16 protein-coding genes are annotated in these 16,448 nt (G+C 72.7%); 12 read left to right on the forward strand and 4 right to left on the reverse strand.

The window, feature by feature from the left end; genetic code table 11:
- Nucleotides 1-185: 185 nt before the first annotated feature.
- A complete protein-coding gene (locus tag ICC28_RS33225) occupies nucleotides 186-1,202 on the reverse strand; it encodes a Ku protein (protein WP_282702497.1) in 1,017 nt (338 codons plus the stop codon).
- A gap of 44 nt (nucleotides 1,203-1,246) precedes the next feature.
- Here ICC28_RS33225 and ligD point away from each other — a divergent pair, with 44 nt between their 5' ends.
- Nucleotides 1,247-2,128, forward strand: a complete 882-nt coding sequence (gene ligD, locus ICC28_RS33230; protein WP_188292511.1) for a non-homologous end-joining DNA ligase — start codon at nucleotides 1,247-1,249, stop codon at nucleotides 2,126-2,128.
- Between the two features lie 363 nt (nucleotides 2,129-2,491).
- Here ligD and ICC28_RS33235 read toward each other — a convergent pair whose 3' ends face one another.
- On the reverse strand, nucleotides 2,492-3,295 hold the full coding sequence (locus ICC28_RS33235; protein ID WP_188292512.1) for a nuclease-related domain-containing protein: 804 nt from the start codon (nucleotides 3,293-3,295) through the stop codon (nucleotides 2,492-2,494).
- A gap of 102 nt (nucleotides 3,296-3,397) precedes the next feature.
- On the opposite strand from ICC28_RS33235, the gene ICC28_RS33240 reads away from it, so the two are divergent.
- The 6 genes from ICC28_RS33240 to ICC28_RS33265 all read left to right on the forward strand — a co-directional run bounded on the left by ICC28_RS33240 (nucleotide 3,398) and on the right by ICC28_RS33265 (nucleotide 9,382).
- Nucleotides 3,398-3,904 (forward strand): dual specificity protein phosphatase family protein, encoded by a 507-nt coding sequence (locus tag ICC28_RS33240; RefSeq protein WP_188292513.1) that lies wholly within the window; start codon nucleotides 3,398-3,400, stop codon nucleotides 3,902-3,904.
- A gap of 88 nt (nucleotides 3,905-3,992) precedes the next feature.
- Nucleotides 3,993-4,772: a hypothetical protein gene (locus ICC28_RS33245; protein WP_188292514.1), complete on the forward strand. Its 780-nt coding sequence runs from the start codon at nucleotides 3,993-3,995 to the stop codon at nucleotides 4,770-4,772.
- Entirely contained in the window at nucleotides 4,769-6,040 is a 1,272-nt protein-coding gene (locus ICC28_RS33250; protein ID WP_188292515.1) for a sensor histidine kinase, read from the forward strand. Before ICC28_RS33245 ends, ICC28_RS33250 begins: the two co-directional genes overlap by 4 nt.
- 99 nt (nucleotides 6,041-6,139) lie before the next feature.
- The gene (locus ICC28_RS33255) at nucleotides 6,140-6,514 is read left to right on the forward strand and encodes an SH3 domain-containing protein (protein ID WP_188292516.1); all 375 of its coding nucleotides are present in this window, start codon (nucleotides 6,140-6,142) and stop codon (nucleotides 6,512-6,514) included.
- Nucleotides 6,515-6,557: 43 nt separating this feature from the next.
- The gene (locus ICC28_RS33260; RefSeq protein ID WP_188292517.1) at nucleotides 6,558-7,916 is read left to right on the forward strand and encodes an FtsW/RodA/SpoVE family cell cycle protein; all 1,359 of its coding nucleotides are present in this window, start codon (nucleotides 6,558-6,560) and stop codon (nucleotides 7,914-7,916) included.
- On the forward strand, nucleotides 7,913-9,382 hold the full coding sequence (locus tag ICC28_RS33265) for a penicillin-binding transpeptidase domain-containing protein (RefSeq protein WP_188292518.1): 1,470 nt from the start codon (nucleotides 7,913-7,915) through the stop codon (nucleotides 9,380-9,382). The genes ICC28_RS33260 and ICC28_RS33265 overlap by 4 nt, the downstream gene beginning before the upstream one ends.
- 14 nt (nucleotides 9,383-9,396) lie before the next feature.
- Here ICC28_RS33265 and ICC28_RS33270 read toward each other — a convergent pair whose 3' ends face one another.
- Nucleotides 9,397-11,352 carry an ATP-binding protein gene (locus ICC28_RS33270; protein WP_188292519.1) on the reverse strand — a complete coding sequence of 652 codons (1,956 nt, stop codon included), beginning with the start codon at nucleotides 11,350-11,352 and terminating at the stop codon, nucleotides 9,397-9,399.
- Between the two features lie 167 nt (nucleotides 11,353-11,519).
- On the opposite strand from ICC28_RS33270, the gene ICC28_RS33275 reads away from it, so the two are divergent.
- Nucleotides 11,520-12,029, forward strand: a complete 510-nt coding sequence (locus tag ICC28_RS33275; protein WP_188292520.1) for a DUF3291 domain-containing protein — start codon at nucleotides 11,520-11,522, stop codon at nucleotides 12,027-12,029.
- Here the strand turns inward: ICC28_RS33275 and ICC28_RS33280 are convergent.
- The gene (locus tag ICC28_RS33280) at nucleotides 12,026-12,913 is read right to left on the reverse strand and encodes an ADP-ribosylglycohydrolase family protein (protein WP_188292521.1); all 888 of its coding nucleotides are present in this window, start codon (nucleotides 12,911-12,913) and stop codon (nucleotides 12,026-12,028) included. The two genes, ICC28_RS33275 and ICC28_RS33280, sit on opposite strands and share 4 nt — an antisense overlap.
- A gap of 206 nt (nucleotides 12,914-13,119) precedes the next feature.
- On the opposite strand from ICC28_RS33280, the gene ICC28_RS33285 reads away from it, so the two are divergent.
- From ICC28_RS33285 to ICC28_RS33300, 4 genes are all read left to right on the forward strand, one after another.
- Nucleotides 13,120-14,058, forward strand: a complete 939-nt coding sequence (locus tag ICC28_RS33285) for an AurF N-oxygenase family protein (protein ID WP_188292522.1) — start codon at nucleotides 13,120-13,122, stop codon at nucleotides 14,056-14,058.
- 222 nt (nucleotides 14,059-14,280) lie between these two features.
- Entirely contained in the window at nucleotides 14,281-14,934 is a 654-nt protein-coding gene (locus ICC28_RS33290; RefSeq protein ID WP_188292523.1) for a TetR/AcrR family transcriptional regulator, read from the forward strand.
- 10 nt (nucleotides 14,935-14,944) lie between these two features.
- Nucleotides 14,945-15,295, forward strand: a complete 351-nt coding sequence (locus ICC28_RS33295; protein ID WP_188292524.1) for a hypothetical protein — start codon at nucleotides 14,945-14,947, stop codon at nucleotides 15,293-15,295.
- 103 nt (nucleotides 15,296-15,398) lie between these two features.
- Nucleotides 15,399-16,442 (forward strand): C40 family peptidase, encoded by a 1,044-nt coding sequence (locus ICC28_RS33300; protein WP_188292525.1) that lies wholly within the window; start codon nucleotides 15,399-15,401, stop codon nucleotides 16,440-16,442.
- The last annotated feature ends 6 nt before the right edge of the window (nucleotides 16,443-16,448 follow it).

Raw genomic sequence — 16,448 nt, forward strand, 5'->3', positions numbered from 1 at the left:
TGCCAGCTCGGCTCGTTCGCTTGCGCGTTGCTCCGTTCCCATGTTCTGGGCCCCTTGCCGGGGGCACTCGCCGAGCGGTCAGCGTGAATCAGCCACTGAACTGGGCGGATGCCGACATGAAGGAGCGGGAGTCAGTCTCACTGGCTCCGCTCTTGTTGTTCTGCGAGGGACCCGAAGTGGTGGGGTTACGCCGTGCGTTTGCGTGGGGTTGCCTTCTTTGTTGTTGTCTTTTTCGTTGTTGTCTTTTTTGTGGTGCTCTTCGCCGTGGATGCGGTCTTCTTCGCCCCCTGGGCCGACTTCGTCGTCGACTTCTTCGCCGATGTTGTCGTCTTTTTCGCTGCCGTCGTCGACTTCTTGCCCGTCGGTTGCTTCGGGGTCGTGCGGCGGGGCAGGGGGTGGACCTCGGCCGGTTGTTCGCCTCGGGACTTCTTCGCCGCGGTGACGCTCTTCTCCAGGGCGGCCATGAGGTCGAGGACCTTGCCGGACTTGGCGGGTTCGGGGGATTCAGGAGGGCTTTCGCCGGCGGCCTTTGCGGCTATGACCTCCTCGACTGCCTCGCGGTACTCGTCGTGGAGGTCTTCGAGGTCGACCTCTCCGAGGGTGTCCATGAGGGCGTCGGCCAGGTCGAGTTCCTTGTCGCGGACGGTGACGTCGACGTCCGGGGCGAGGCCCTCGGGGGCGCGGACCTCGTCGGGCCAGAGCAGGCCGTGCATGGCGATCGCGTCGCCGACCACGCGGAGCATGCCCAGGCGTTCCCTGCCGCGCAGGGCGAACTTGGCTATCGCCACCTTGTTGCTGCGTTTGAGGGCCTCCCGGAGCAGCGTGTACGGCTTCGCGGCGGGGGCTCCGCTCGCGGCGAGGTAGTACGCCGCGTCCATCTGGAGCGGGTCGATGCGGTCGGCCGGCACGAAGGCCACGATCTCGATCGTCTTCGCCGTCGGGAGCGGCAGGTGGGAGAGGTCCTCGTCGGTGATCGGGATGATCGTGCCGTCCGCGTCCTCGTACCCCTTGCCGATCTCGGCCTGGCTGACCTCGCGGTCCTCCAGTTCGCAGACCTTGCGGTAGCGGATGCGGCCGCCGTCCTCCGTGTGGATCTGACGGAAGGAGATCGAGTGGCTCTCGGTGGCGTTCACCAGCTTGATCGGGATGCTGACCAGGCCGAACGAGATGGCGCCGTTCCATATGGATCGCACGTGCAGCACACCTTTCCGGGCGGTATCAGCGTATTTCATGCGATTCTCATCGTATGACGCCGATCACAGAGGTGGAGGGGCGACGGCTCGCGCTCAGCAATCTGGAGAAGGTCCTGTACCCGGCGACCGGCTTCACCAAGGGCGAGGTGCTGCACTACTACGCCACCACCGCCGACGTGCTGCTCCCCCATCTGCGTGACCGGCCGGTCTCCTTCCTGCGCTATCCGGACGGGCCCGACGGGCAGGTCTTCTTCACCAAGAACGTGCCGCCGGGCACACCCGACTGGGTCACCACGGCCGAGGTTCCGCGTTCGGAGGGGCCGGCCCGGATGGTGCTCGTACAGGATCTGCCGAGTCTGATGTGGGCGGCGAACCTGGTCGCCGAGTTCCACACCCACCAGTGGGTCGACGAGGCTCCCGGTGCGGCCGATCGACTGGTCTTCGACCTCGATCCCGGCTCGCCTGCGACCGTCGTGGAGTGCTGCGAGGTCGCGCTGTGGCTGAGGGAGCGGCTGGCCGCGGACGGGGTGGAGGCGTACGCGAAGACGTCCGGGTCGAAGGGGCTGCATCTGCTGGCCGCGGTGCGCGGGGCGTCCTCCGAGGAGGTGACGGAGTACGCCAAGGGACTCGCGGTGGAGGCGGAGAAGGCCATGCCGCGGCTCGTCCTGCACCGGATGACCCGCAGCCTGCGGCCCGGAAAGGTCTTCGTCGACTGGAGCCAGAACGCGGCGCGGAAGACCACGGCCGCCCCCTACACGCTCCGCGCGCGGGCCGAGCCGTCGGTGTCCACGCCCGTGACCTGGGCGGAGGTCGAGCAGTGCCGGGCGCCCGCGCAGCTGGCGTTCACGGCGCCGGACCTCGCGCCCCGCATCCAGGACTACGGCGATCTGCTGGGCCCGCTGCTCGAACCGGACCGCGCCGGAACACTGCCCTGACCCGTCCTTCCGCCCGCCCCCGGGCAACCGCCCGCATGCGCCCCCGCCCACCCCCGGGGAACCTCCCACGGGTCACGTCGGCCTGCCCGGCCTCCCTCGCGAGCACCGGCACGAGAACCGAGGAGCCGGCCGCATACGCCCCGCCCTCCCCCGGGCACCGTCCCGATCGCCCGGCCGATCGGCCGGCTGCGGGAGTCACCTCGTCCGCGGCACGCGTCGGTGGAGAATCCGTAGGACCGGCCCTCGACCCTGCGAGGTTCGGACATCGTCGAGAGACGGCGCGAAGGTCCACCGCCGGGAGCGTGGCGTCCGCGGAGGCGCCGGGAACGCGGAGTCCGCGGACGCAACCACGACCGCCCTGGTTCAGACCCGCGTCCAGATGGTCCGGTCCCGGGCCATCGCGTGCAGGGCCTCCACGTCGGCCGGTTTGAGGACGCCGCCCTGGCGGGCCAGTTCGCCGAGGTCGGTGTCCTGGACGACGCGGACCTCGCGGAGGGGGGCCGAGACGGAGACGTGCGCGGGGCCCGCGAGGGCCAGGACCGGGCGGACCTCGGCCGTCAGGGCGTACGAGGCGCGGTCGGCGTCGGCGCGGACCCGGCGCAGCAGCGGCCGCGGTTCGCGGCGGGCGACGGTGACCTGGGGGTCGGCGACCCTCACCCGCTGCTTGCGGGCGTACAGGGTGTGGACGGCGAAGAGGCCGGCGGGGCCGATGGCCAGGTGGTGGATGCGGTCGCCGCCGGGCAGCGGGACCGAGTGGAGCGTGTGCCAGCCGGCGCCGTCGAGGCGGTCCAGGGCCTCCCCCACGGCCTGCTCGGCGGCGAGGGCGCGGCGCCTGGGGTCGGGGCGGATCCGGTGGGCCGGGCCCGGATCGCGGTCCAGGGCGATCAGCAGTGCCTCGCCGGGCCGGTTGGGCGCCAGGTCGTCGTCCGGGTGGAGCGTGAGGCGGGCGAGCTCCGCCGGGGTCGGGACGGGGGGCGGGCCCACGGTGACCGGGCCGGTGAGGAAGGGTGCCAGGGCGTCGAGCACGTCCGTTCTGCGCTCGTCGCTGAGCAGGTTGACCCTGGCGGCCTCACGGTCGTACCAGGCGACGTTCCTGCCGTCGGTGCCGCAGACGTACAGCCGTTCCTGACCGTGGTGCCAGGTCGGTATGACGCGCAGTTGGCTCATGCACCATCACCCCACGACCATGGGAACAGGCGGGGTGCTCGCGGGGCAAGAACCCGGTTACCTTTGACCATAGTTGGGTGGGGGAGTTGGGGAGGGCGCCAATTGCGTACCCGCGGGAAGCAACCCGATGTTCCGGCTCCGGACACCCCGTGGAACGAGATCGTGCCCGGGCTGTGGATGGGCGGGCACGAGTTCAGGGGGCGGTCGGGACAGCTGGAGTTCGCCGTGGTGCGGGACGAGTTCGATCTCGTACAGACGCTGCTGCGGCTGCCGGGGCACGGGCCGGACCACGAGGTCGAGCACCAGGTGTGGCCCATTCCGGACGGTCCGCTGGACGGGACGCAGCTCGCGGGCGTGATGCGGCTGGCCCAGGCGGCGTGCGACGCGCTGGACGGGGGGCGGTCGGTGCTGGTGCGCTGCTACCACGGGTACAACCGTTCGGGGCTGGTCGTCGCGCACGCCCTGGTTCGGCGGGGGCACTCCGCCGAGGAGGCGATCCGGCTGATACGGTCCCGGCGCTCGCCCTGGGCCCTGCACAACGACCTGTTCGTCGAGTACCTCCAGGCCGGTCTGTCGACGGCGCGGCTGCTGGAGGAGCTCGCCGAGTGACCGTCCCACCCGCCCTGCCAGGCAAAAGGGACTTCCCTACGAATAAGGTGTACGGGGCCACCGCTCACCTCTGAACCACAGGAGCACCGTGCCCCGCAGCCGCGTCCCTACGACCGTCGCCGTCGCCCTCGTGCTGGCGACCGCCGCGGGCTGCGGCGACACCGGCGGCCTGGAGAGCGCGGGCGCGACCCCGACCGCGGTCAGTCCGGTCCGGCTCTGGCCGGAACTGACGCCGGCGTCCAGCCCGGCCTACGAGCTCGGCGAGGTGACCACCGAGGTCGTCGAGGGCGTAGCCGTGCCGGACGACGACATCCGCAAGGTGGACCCGGTCGCGATCGTCCGCGCCGAGATCGCCGACTCCCCGGACGAGTACGAGGGCGCGAAGGCGCCGTACTACGAGACGGCCCGCCGGATGGCCGACTGCGACGCGGGCGGCGACCGCGCCCGCTGTCCCGTCCTCACGCCGTACTACCGCGACCTCAGCGGTGACGGCCGCGAGGACCTCACGCTCGGCTTCCGGCTGCTGCCGGACGGCCTCACGGCCATGCGCGTGTACACCGTGCAGAAGCACCGGCTCGTCCGGGTGATGTCCTACGACGACGCCGTCAGCGCGGTCGAGTTGGCCGGGCGGTCCGTGATCGTGCGGGCGCCGTCGGAGGTGGCGGGGTACGAGTACCGGTTGCAGTGGACCTGGGACGCCGAGCAGAACGCGATGCTGCTCACCAATGACGAGATGCTGCGCATCGGCAATGGCCGCCCTCGGCCTTCGGGTTCTTCGTCCGGGTCTTCTTCGGGTTCTTTGCCGGGTTCTTCGTCCGCGTCTCCCTCGGATTCTTCGTCGGGTTCTCCTTTCGCGAGTGCCCCGTGAGCCCCTCCCTCCCCCGCTGGGCGGGGACGCTCGCCGCGAAGGCCGCCGTGTTCATCACGGTGATGTGCTGCGCGCTGACCGCGCTGCTCGGTGTGCTGGTGCATGTCTCGGTGACGAACCAGACCGTCGGCCGGGCCCGTGACGAGGCGCTGTCGCGGCTGACGCGGGCGACGGCCGCGTTCGAGGCCGGGAACCGGACGATGCCGTTCGCCGGGGTCGACCCGCCGGGGCTGCCCGAGCCGCTGCGGGAGCTGGCGGCGGCCGGGGAGCGCGGCACGATGGTCGCCGACCACGAGGGCCGGCCCACGATGTGGGCGGCGGGCCCCGCCGACGGCGGACGGGCGCTGGCCGTGCAGGTGGACTACTCGCAGCAGGCGCGCACCATCGACGGTCTGGACCGGGCCATCCTGTGGTCGTCCGCGCTGGCGATCGGGGTGACGCTGCTGGTCGGCGCGCTGGCCGTGGCCCGCGTGACCCGGCGGCTCCAGGCCACCGCCCAGGTGGCCCGGCGGATCAGCGCGGGCGATCTGGACGCGCGCGTCGACGACCCCCGTACGAAGGACGCCACGCGCCCGCAGGACGAGGTGGCCGCGGTCGCGGTCGCGCTGGATTCCATGGCGGCCTCGCTCCAGGGCAAGCTGCTGGCCGAGCAGCGGTTCACCGCGGACGTGGCGCACGAGCTGCGGACGCCGCTGACCGGGTTGCACGCGGCGGCGGAACTGCTGCCGCAGGGGCGGCCGACGGAGCTGGTGCGCGACCGGGTGGCGGCGCTGCGGACGCTCACGGAGGACCTGCTGGAGATCTCCCGGCTGGACACCGGGCGGGAGCGGCTGGACGTGGACACCGAGCAACTGGGGCCGCTGGCCGAGCGGGTGGTGCGGGGGTTCGGCGGCGGCACGGAGGTCGTCGTCCTGCGGGACGTCGCCGTGGAGACGGATCGGCGACGGCTTGAGCGGGTGCTGACGAACCTCGTCGCCAATGCGCATCGGCACGGGCGTGGGCCGGTGGTGGTGACCGTGGACGGGCCTCGGGTGACGGTGCGGGACCACGGGGACGGGTATCCGGCGTATCTGCTGGAGCACGGGCCGCAGCGGTTTCGGACGGAGGGCGGTACGAAGGGGCACGGGCTGGGGCTGACCATCGCGTTGGGGCAGGCGGAGGTGCTGGGGGCGCGGCTGAGCTTCGCGAACGCGGAGGACGGAGGGGCCGTCGCGGTGCTGTCCCTGCCGGGCGGTGGGGGCTTGTCGCGCAGTTGCCCGCACCCCTGAAGGGGCGCTCCCAATGGCCCATGCCGACGGGCGACGGGCGGATATCACTCATAGCGTGGCGAATAGTCAGGTTTCGCCCTACTCATGGAGGTATCCCCCATGTCCCTGCGGTCCCGCCTCGCCATATCCATCGCCGTCGGCGCGCTTGCCGCCGCGGCCGCCGCCACGCCCGCCGTCGCGGGCGACGAACGGGAGTCCCGGGGTGACTGGGGCCACCACCAGCACCACCAGCAGCACCCGCGGCTGTACAAGGGGGTCGTCACCGCCGACACCCTGCTGCTGCGCAGCGCGCCCAACCGGGGCGGGCAGGTGATCCGTACCGCGCACCGGGGCGAGATCGTCAAGATCTTCTGCAAGACCTCCGGCGAGAACATCAAGGGCAACCCGCTGTGGTACCTCCTCACCGACGGCACCTGGGCCTGGGGGTCGGCCCGGTACATCGACAACATCGGGGCCGCGCCACGCTGGTGCTGAGCCGCAAGGCACGCAAGACGCCCTATTTGGGTAAGTTCCGGACATGAGCAAGGCCGGAACCACCGTGGCGCGAGCGGACGCACCCGCTCCCGCCGTACGCCTCCCCCGGCGCCGTGGCATCGAACTGGCCCTCATCGTCGTGGCCGTCCTGCTCTCCGTGTACGGCTACTGCGCTGTCGGCCTCGCCCGCACCGGCACGGTCCCGCCCGGCGCCGCCGGTTACGGCGCCGGGCTCGGTGTGCTCGCCCTCGTCGCCCATCTGGCCGTACGCCTCCGGGCGCCCTGCGCGGACCCGCTGCTGCTGCCGATCGGCGTGCTGCTCAACGGGCTCGGCCTGGTCCTGATCTACCGGCTGGACCTGGAGACGCCGGGCGACCGGGCGGCGCCCGCCCAACTCGTGTGGTCCACGCTGGGGGTGGCGTTCTTCATCGTGACCGTGGTGCTGCTGCGCGACCACCGGGTGCTCCAGCGGTACGCGTACGTCTGCGTGGTCGCCGCCCTCGCGCTGCTGGTGCTGCCGATCCTGTTCCCCGCCGTGAACGGCGCCCGCATCTGGATCCGGATCGCCGGATTCTCCATCCAGCCGGGCGAGTTCGCGAAGGTGCTACTGGCGGTGTTCTTCGCCGCGTACCTGGCCGCCAACCGCAACGCGCTCGCCTACGCGGGCCGGCGCGTGTGGCGGCTCCAGCTGCCCACCGGACGGGTGCTCGGCCCGATCGTCGCCATCTGGCTGCTGAGCGTCGGCGTCCTCGTCCTGGAACGCGATCTCGGCACCTCGCTGCTCTTCTTCGGCCTGTTCGTGGTCCTGTTGTACGTCGCCACCGGGCGAACCGGCTGGATCGCGGTCGGCCTGCTGCTGGCCGCGGTCGGCGCGGTCGCGGTGGGCCAGTTGGAGCCGCATGTGCACAGCAGGGTCGAGGACTGGCTGCATCCGCTCGCCTCCATCGAGGCGGGACGGGGGCCCAACCAGCTCTCGCAGTCGCTGTTCGCCTTCGCCTCCGGCGGGATGCTCGGCACCGGCCTGGGCCTCGGGCACTCGATCCTCATCGGCTTCGCGGCCAAGTCGGACTTCATCCTGGCCACGGCGGGCGAGGAGCTGGGCCTGGCCGGACTGTCCGCGATCTTCCTGCTGTACGGGCTGCTGGTGGAACGCGGCTACCGGGCCGGCCTCGCGCTGCGCGACCCCTTCGGACGGCTCCTCGCGGTGGGCCTGGCCTCCATCGTGGCCCTCCAGGTGTTCGTGATCGCGGGCGGGGTGACCGGGCTGATCCCGCTGACCGGCATGGCGATGCCGTTCCTCGCGCAAGGCGGCTCGTCGGTCGTCACCAACTGGGCGATCGTGGCCCTGCTGATGCGGGTGAGCGACTCGGCGCGGCGGCCGGACGCGGAGGGCGCCCCGTGACCCGGCACATCCGTCTCGCGGCGCTCCTCTGCGCACTGATGCTGGCCGCGCTGCTGGTCAACGCGACCCGCCTGCAGGTCTTCGAGGCCTCCGCCTACGACGAGAACCCGGCCAACCGCCGCCCGGCCATCGCCCGTTACGGCCAGCCGCGCGGCGACATCCTGGTCGGCGGGGAGCCGATCACCGGCTCCAAGGACACCGGCGAGCAGCTCCGCTACGAACGGACGTACAAGGAAGGCCCGTTGTACGCGCCGGTCACCGGCTTCGCCTCGCAGGTGTACGGGACGACGCTGCTGGAGCACACCGAGGACGGCGTGCTGTCGGGTGCGGACCCGATGCTGTCGCCGTTCCCGCTGTGGAACGAGTTCACCCGGGCGCGGAACCCGGGCGGCGACGTCGTGACGACCCTGCACCGGGGCGCACAGGAGGCGGCGTACGAGGGCCTGGGCGGGCGCAAGGGCGCGGTGGCCGCGATCGAGCCGTCGACCGGGCGGATCCTGGCCCTGGTGTCGACGCCGTCGTACAACCCGGAGGCGCTGTCGGGGAACGGGCCGACGGTTTCGCGGTCCTGGATCGGGCTGAACGAGGACCCGGACAAGCCGATGCTCAACCGGGCGGTGCGGCAGACGTATCCGCCGGGGTCGACCTTCAAGGTGGTGACCGCGGCGGCGGCGCTGGACGCGGGGGTCGTCGTCGACGTCGACAAGCCGACGGACTCACCGGACCCGTATCTGCTGCCCGGCACCTCGACGAGCCTGATCAACGAGGCGCGGGGCTGCGCGGACGCCTCGATGCGGGCCGCGTTCACATGGTCGTGCAACACGGTGTTCGCGAAGCTGGGGGTGGCGGTGGGCGTGCCCCAACTGGCGGCGACCGCGCGGGCGTTCGGGTTCAACGACGCCGGGGTGCGGATCCCGTTCTCGGTCGCGCCGAGCACCTTCGACACCACGGTGGACAAGGCGCAGCTCGCGCTGTCGGCGATCGGGCAGTACAACACGCGGGCGACGCCCCTGCAGATGGCGATGGTCGCGGCGGCCGTCGCCAACGGCGGCCAGGTGCGTGAGCCGTACCTGGTGGAGCGGACCACCCGGCGCGGCGGCGCGACACTGGCGACGGCCGGGTCCCGGCCGGTACGGCGGGCGATGCACCCGGCGACCGCCGTGCGACTGCGGGAGTTGATGACGGACGTGGTGCGCGACGGCACCGGAACCAAGGCGGCGATCCCGGGCGCCGTCGTCGGCGGCAAGACCGGCACCGCCCAGCACGGCATCGGCAACTCGGGGACTCCGTACGCCTGGTTCGTGTCGTGGGCGCAGGGCGAGCGGCACGTGGAGCCGAAGGTGGCGGTCGCGGTGGTGGTGGAGGACGCGGAGGCGGACCGCGGGGAGATCAGCGGCGGCGGGGACGCGGCGCCGATCGCGCGGGCGGTGATGGAGGCGGTGCTGAAGTCGTCGGTCGGGCGGTAAGGGGGGTGGTCAAGTCATCCGCCTACGGTCGCCGTTGACGACGTCGGCTGCTGGAGGAGGGCGGCGGGCAGGGCGACGTAGGCGGTGACGCCCGTGCCCTGGGTGGGGCGGAGTTCGGCGTGGGCGCCGAGGCGGGCGGCGAGGGCGCCGACGACGTGGTGGCCGAGGAAGCGGGTGGGGGCGGTCAGGAGGGTGTCGCCACGGCCGGACAGGACGGCGTTGGCCGCGGCCATGCGTTCGGGGGTCATCCCGAAGCCGCGGTCCACGACGGCGAGGCAGTACTCGGCGCCGTCGCGCCAGCCGTGGATCTCCACGGGCTGCGTGGGCGGGCTGAACATCAGGGCGTTCTCCACCAGTTCGGCGAGGAGGTGGGAGAGTTCGGCGACGCAGTGGCCGCGTACGCCGCACTGCTCGACCCCGGCCGCGACGACCCGCTGGTACTGCTCGACCTCCGCGACGGCCGACCGGACGACGTCGGTGACGGCGATCGTGCCCTTCCAGGAGCGTGCCGGGGACTCCTCGCCGGCGAGCACCAGCAGGGACTCGGCGTTGCGGCGCATACGGGTGGCGAGGTGGTCGAGTTCGAAGAGCTCGGCGAGGGCGTCGGGGTCGAGTTCCTGGCTCTCCAGGGTGGTGATCAGGCCGAGCTGGCGGTTGAGCAGGGTCTGGTTGCGGCGGCCGAGGCTGGCCAGGGACTCGGTGCTGTTGCGGCGCAGGACGGCCTGTTCGGCGGCGAGGCCCACGGCGGTGTTCTCGACGTTGCGCAGGGCGGCGGCCAGGCGGGTGATCTCCCGTGCACCGCCGGTGAGTTCGGGCGGTGCGGGGGCGGCCGGGGGCGGGGTGTCGGGGTCGGCGTGCTGGGTGCGGCGCACGGCGTCCGGCAGACGGGTGCCGGCGACCGCGTCGGCCTCGTCGGCGAGGGCGCCCAGCGGGCGGGTGATGGAGCGGGCCGAGAAGACGGCGAGCGCGGTGGCGACGGCGAGGATCAGCGCGCCGAGCGCGAGGAAGCCGAGGAGTTCGCGGGTGGCGGCGGCCCCGGTCCGCGTGGCGCGGTCGCGCACCTCGTCGCCGACCTGTTTCTGCACGTCGTGCAGGTCGTCGACGAGTGCCGTCATGTCGGTCCACCAGCGTGCGGGGGCCACGGACAGGGCGGAGCCGTCGGCGCCGCGCTCGGCCTGCTTCTCGTAGCCGGAGACCCGGCGGGCGGCGGCGCTCGCGAAGGCCGCGTCGAGCGCGGACTCCTGCTCCGGCGAGGCGAGTTGGCGGAACTGGGTGAGGGCGGCGACGCGGGTGGCGCGCACCTCGGTGAAGGCGAGGTACTCGCCGGAGCGGAACCGGCCGGCGGCGAACACGCCGTTGAGGGAGCCGCGTTCGAGCGCGACGGCCTCGGTGGCGCGGGCCAGGGCCTGGAGCGCCTGGACGCCCTGCGCGGTGCGGCGGTCGCCGCCGGGGGCGCCCGCGGACTCGGCGTCGATCAGGGCGGTGACGGCCTTGGTGTAGGCGTTGAGGGTGTCGGTGCGGGCGGCGGTGCCGGCGTCGACGGAGGCGCGGACGGTGGTGAGGGCGGCGAGGGGGCGACGGGCGGCGTCGAGGGCGTCGGCGGCGGCGTCCGGCAGTGCGCCGCCGTCGTCGGCGAGCGCCGCCCGCAGCTTCTCGCGGGCCCGGTCGGTACGGCCGCGCTGCTCGCGCAGCTCGTCGCGGTACGCGGTGGCGCCGCCCAACAGGCCGCTGGTGAGGCCCCGTTCGCGCTGCACCTCGCGGACCAGGCCCTGGACGCGGAGCAGCACCCCGACGTGGGTCTCGGTCGCGCGGGCCGCGGAGTAGTCGGTGACCCGGTCGGCGGCGCCGATGCCGATCAGGGTCAGCAGCAGGCAGGTCGGGACGGCCAGGACGATGGCCATACGGCCGCGAATGGTGTTCCAGCCGGGAAGAGCGGCCGGGCGGAGGGTCGTCAGTACATTCCCCGTCATGCCCCGCGAGGCTACGGGCGGGGCGGTCAGGGCACGGTTTCTGAGCCGTAAGACGCCGGTACACAGGAACTCACCCGTGGGCGGGGCGAGTTGTGAAGGACGGACAGGTGACCACGTAATGAGACGGGGGCTGCGGAGGCGGGAATTACCGACCTAACGTTCGGTCCATGACTGAGCCGACCGTCTCCTTCGAACTCGCCCAGGTCAACATCGCCCGCCTCAAGGCCCCGCTGGACTCACCGCAATTGAAGGACTTCGTCGACGCCCTGGACCCCGTGAACGCCGATGCCGACGAAGCGGAGGGATTCGTCTGGCGGCTCCAGAGCGAGGTGGGCGACGCGACGGACATCGCCGTCTTCGGGGACGAGTGGCTGATCATCAACATGTCGGTGTGGCGGGACCCGAACGCCCTGACCGCGTTCATGTACCAGGGGCGGCACCGGGAGATGCTCGCCCGCCGCCGGGACTGGTTCGAGCGCGTGCAGGAGGCGATGGTGGCCCTGTGGTGGGTCCCGGCGGGCCACCGCCCGACGGTCGCCGAGGCGGAGGCGCGCCTGCTGCACCTGCGCGCGCACGGACCGACGCCGTACGCCTTCACCCTGCGCACGTCGTTCCCGGCGCAGGGGGCGGAGCCGGTTCCGCTGGAGGTTCCGGAGGGGCTCGGCTGCTCGGCCTAGCCTCCGGATCCGGGCAGCGCCTCTCTGCGTCGCAGCCAGGTCGCCGGTACGCCGTCGACGCCCGTGCGGGCGGCCACGATGCCGCCCGTGATGGCGCAGGTGGTGTCGACGTCGCCGAAGCCCTCGGCGGTGGTCCACAGGGCGGAGAGCAGGTCGTCGGGGTGCCGGGCGGCGGACCAGACGGCGAAGGGGACGGTGTCGTCGGCGCGGATGCGCTGACCGTTGCCGAGGAGGTCGGAGGCCTTCCACGGTTCGGTGGCGAAGGCGAGGCCGGCGGCGCGGCCGAGGCCGTCCCGTACGGCGCTGTCGGGCGTCAGCGCGGCCACCGCGCCGAGGTCGAGCTCTCCTCGTACGGAGAGGGCGGCGGCCACGGCCACGGCGACCGCGCCCGCGATGCCCTCCGGGTGGGCGTGGGTGACCTCGGCGGACCGGGTCGCCTGCTCGACCACGCGCGACAGGTCGGCGTGGAACCACGCGCCCAGGGGGGCCACCCGCATCGCGGCGCCGTTGCCCAGGCTGCCCTCGCCGCCGAAGAGGTCACGGGCGAACTCGGGCCAGCGGTCCGGCTCCTGGAGCAGGCGGGGCAGGAGCTGGTGCATGCCGTGGCCGTAGCCGCGGGCCGGGTCGGCGTCGTAGCCGAGTGCGAAGGCCAGGGCGAGTTCCCGCTGCCGTATCTCCCCGTGCTCGTCCAGCACCCTCAGCACACCGAGCGCCATCGCCGTGTCGTCGGTCCAGTGCCAGTCCGGCTCCTCGGGCACACGGCGGGCGCGGACCTCGTCGTAGGCCTGCCGGGGGTCGCGGAAGAGGGGGAACCAGCGCTCGCCGAACGCGTCCCCGAGGGCGAGGCCTTCGAGGCTGCGGCGGGCTGCCGTGTCTGCGGTCATGCGTGCGTCCTCATATCGATCGTCTCCCGGACCTCGGCCACCCGGTCATGTTCCTCGGCCGTGACGCGTTCCGCATCCGGTTTCCCTTGAGGGGCTTGGTGGACGCCGAGTCAACAAGTCCTGCGCGAGGGATTGACGGGCTTGCTGACAAGCAGTCTCATAAGACGAACGGAGGATGTGACCCCGGGTATCCAGTTGGGAGAACCATGACGACCCTCACGGAAGCCGACGCGCTCGAAGGGCTGCGTGACGCGCTCGGCCTGCTCAAGGATCGGGAGCAGGTGGCCGAACGGCTGCTCGACTCCTCCGCGAAGCACTCCTTCGACCCCGACAAGGAACTGGACTGGGACGCCCCCTTCGAGGACGGCAAGTGGTTCTGGCCGCCGGAGCTGGTCTCGCTCTACGACACGCCGATCTGGAAGCGGATGAGCGAGGAGCAGCGGATCCTGCTGTCGCAGCACGAGGCGGCGGCGCTGGCCTCGCTGGGCATCTGGTTCGAGCTGATCCTGATGCAGTTGCTCGTCCGGCACATCTACGACAAGGCGGCGACGAGTGCGCATGTGCGGTACGCGCTCACCGAGATCGAGGACGAGTGCCGGCACTCGAAGATGTTCGCGCGGCTGATCTCGCGCGGGGAGACGCCGTGGTACCCGGTGAGCCGGGCGCACCAGAACCTCGGGCGGCTGTTCAAGACGATCTCCACGACGCCGGGTTCCTTCACGGCGACGCTGCTCGGGGAGGAGGTCCTCGACTGGATGCAGCGGCTGACCTTCCCGGACGAGCGGGTGCAGCCGCTGGTGCGGGGCGTGACGCGGATCCACGTCGTCGAGGAGGCACGTCATGTGCGGTACGCCCGGGAGGAGCTGCGGCGGCAGATGCTGACGGCGCCGAAGTGGTCGCAGGAGTTCACGCGGGTCACCTCCGGTGAGTTCGCGCGGGTCTTCTCCGTGGCGTTCGTGAATCCCGAGGTCTACACGAACCTCGGGCTCGACAAGCGGGAGGCGGTCGCGCAGGTGCGGGCGAGCGGGCACCGGCGGGAGGTCATGCAGACGGGCGCGAAGCGGCTGACGGACTTCCTGGACGACATCGGGGTGCTGCGGGGGGTTGGTCGGCGGCTGTGGCGGTCGTCTGGGCTGCTGGCGTAGGCGGAGCTGGCGGGGGGGGTGGGTCGCGCGGCCCGGCGCTCACGGGTTGCCGCCTGCGCCCACCCGTGCCGCCCCAGCGGCACGACTGCCCGCAGGCCGAGCGGCGTGGTGGGGCAGCGCCCCGAAGGGGCGCGGGGAACTGCGCGATCAGCCACCGCCCGCCCCCGCCGACCGGCGACCGCCGCTACGCAGGGCCGTCACGGGCCGATTACGCTGCGGGGCATGACCCCCTCGGCCGCCACCCCCGCCTACCGCCGCCTGAGTGTCGAAGAGCGGCGCAGCCAGTTGCTGGCCGCCGCGCTGGGACTGTTCGCGCACCGGGCGCCGGAGGAGGTCTCCCTCGACGACGTGGCGGAGGCGGCCGGGGTCTCGCGGCCCCTGGTCTACCGGTACTTCCCCGGCGGCAAACAGCAGCTGTACGAGGCCGCGCTGCGCTCCGCCGCCGAGGAGCTGGAGCAGTGCTTCGACGAGCCCCGCGAGGGGCCGCTCCTGCCCCGCCTCGCCCGCGCCCTGGACCGCTACCTCACCTTCGTCGACGAGCACGACGCCGGATTCAGCGCGCTGCTGCAGGGCGGCAGCGTCGTGGAGACGTCCCGGACGACCGCCATCGTGGACGGCGTGCGCCGGGCCGCCGCCGAGCACATCCTCGGCCACCTGGGGGTGGCCTCCCCGGGCCTGCGGCTGCGGATGAGCGTCCGGGTGTGGATCACGGCCGTGGAGGCGGCCTCGCTGATCTGGCTGGACGAGGGCAAGCAGCCGCCCGTGGACGAGCTGCGCGACTGGCTCGTGGACCAGTTCGCCGCCCTGCTCTCGGTGACCGCCGCCCGCGACCCGCAGACCGCCGCGCTGGTCCGGGCGCTCGCCGAGGATGGCTGACACTGGTGCCGTGAAGAGCGAAGACACCCCTTTCGAGGGCGGGCCCCTGGACGGGCGCGTCCTGCCCGTGCTGCTGGGGATGACCGGGCACCCGCCCAAGACGTACCGCATTCCCGTCCCGGCCCCCGACGGCGGACCGCCCACCGTGCTCGTCTACCGGCGTGAGCCCCGCGTCGAGGGCCGACGCGTCGGCCTCACCCAGCGCTGGAAGTACGTCCACTCCCCCGAGGGCCTGCCGGACCGCCGCCTCAGATGGCCCTGGTCGAAACCCGACACCCCACCCGGCACCGCCCCCGACACCGCCCCCGGCGACAAGCCCGACGCCACGCCCGGAAGCAAGCCGGACGACCCCAACAGGTGACCCCATTGCGCCGAACCGCGCACACCCGGCGCGCGAAGCGCGAGCCGTCGTTTGATGCTCGCGGTGCGGGACAGAGCGGCTGTCCCGCACCGGAGGTGATGACGTGTCAGGAAGGCTTCTGCGTCTGGCGTGTACGGCGGCGGTGGCGGCCCAGGCCGTACTCGCCCCGGCGACCGCCGTGGCCGTCCCCGAGCCCGGCGAGCGTCCCGTCTCCCAGCTTCTGACGGACCTTCAGCGGCTGTACCGGGAGGCCGAGCGGGCCGCCGAGACCTACAACGCCACCGAGGAACGGCTCAGGAAGCAGCGGGCCGAGGTCCGGCGCCTGGACGGCGAGCTCGCCCGCGCCCGCCTCTCGCTGCACGACAGCCGTGGCGCGGCGGGGCGGCTGGCACGTCAGCAGTACCAGGGCAGCACCGAGATCTCCTCGTACGTACGGCTGCTGCTCGCGCGGGATCCGCAGCACGCGCTCGATCAGGGGCATGTGATCGGGCAGTTGGCGCGGGAGCGGGCGGAGACGGTCGGCCGCCTGGCCGGAAGTGAGCGGAAGGCCGATGCCCTGGCCCGCAAGGCCCGCAAGGCGCTCGACAAACGGCTCTCCCTGGCCGAACGCCAGAAGGAGGACCGGGACGAGGTGCGGGAGCGGCTGCGGGACGTCGAGGAGATGCTGGCCTCCCTCACCCCCGAACAGCTCACCGCCGTGGCGGAGTTGGAGCGGGAGGGCGTCGGCGAGGCGCAGCGGGAGCTGGTGACCTCCGGGGCGCTCGGCACCGGCGAGCGTGAGCCCTCGCGCGAGGGCGACCGCGCGCTCCGCTACGCCGTCCAGCAGCTCGACAAGCCGTACGAGTGGGGCGCGGAGGGGCCGGGGGCGTACGACTGCTCGGGGCTCACCTCGGGGGCGTGGGCGCGAGCCGGTGTCACCCTCCCCCGTACCAGCCAGGAGCAGTGGGCGCGGCTCCCGAGGGTCCCCCTGGCCGACCTCCGCCCCGGCGACCTGGTGGTCTACTTCCCCGAGGCCACGCACGTGGCGATGTACCTGGGCGGCGGCAAGGTGATCCACGCGGCGCTGTCGGCCGGGAAGGTGACGGTGTCGCCGCTCGCGGCCTACCCGGTGCTGGGTGCCGTACGCCCCGATGCCGGGGCCCGGTGAACGTTT

The sequence above is a fragment of the Streptomyces sp. TRM68416 genome (assembly GCF_014596915.1).
Lineage (GTDB): Bacteria > Actinomycetota > Actinomycetes > Streptomycetales > Streptomycetaceae > Streptomyces.